This is a genomic window from Caulobacter sp. (assembly GCF_017744445.1).
GTDB lineage: Bacteria > Pseudomonadota > Alphaproteobacteria > Caulobacterales > Caulobacteraceae > Caulobacter.
Window position 1 is genome coordinate 1 of sequence record NZ_JAGIBH010000166.1, and the last position, 502, is coordinate 502.

The window sequence follows — 502 nt, forward strand, 5'->3', positions numbered from 1 at the left end:
GCGACATGATGGGGGCCTACAAAGCTATTTTCGACGGCGGCGCCGACCGCGAGACCCAGCTGCGCGCGGCCCTGACCTGGTCGGTCTGGGAGGGGACGATCTCGAACATGATCCCCGAGCAGGGCGATCCGGGCAAGTTCGGCGAGGCCGACTTCGCCCTGTGCTTCGCCCAGATCGAGGCCCACTTCTTCGCCCGGAACCTGTTCCTGGAGCCGGACTACATCGCCCGCAACGTCGACAAGATCGCCGGCCTGCCGATCCACATCGTCCACGGCCGCTTCGACCAGGTGTGTCCGCTGACCCAGGCCTCGCGTCTGGTCGATGCCCTGGCGGGCGTGGGGGTGAAGCCGGAGAGCTACGTGCTGACCAATGCGGGACATAGCGCCATGGAGGGCCAGACGGTGCTGGCGCTGACGGCGATCATGGACGGGCTGGGCGAATTTAGGGGCAGCTCCACTCACAAGCTCAAAAACGAACCGTCATCCCGGGCCTTGTGCCCGGG

At 66.3% G+C, this 502-nt stretch carries 1 pseudogene; it reads left to right on the forward strand.

The window, feature by feature from the left end:
- Positions 1-502 (forward strand): annotated as a pseudogene (locus J7528_RS24235) (hypothetical protein); the annotation flags it as partial.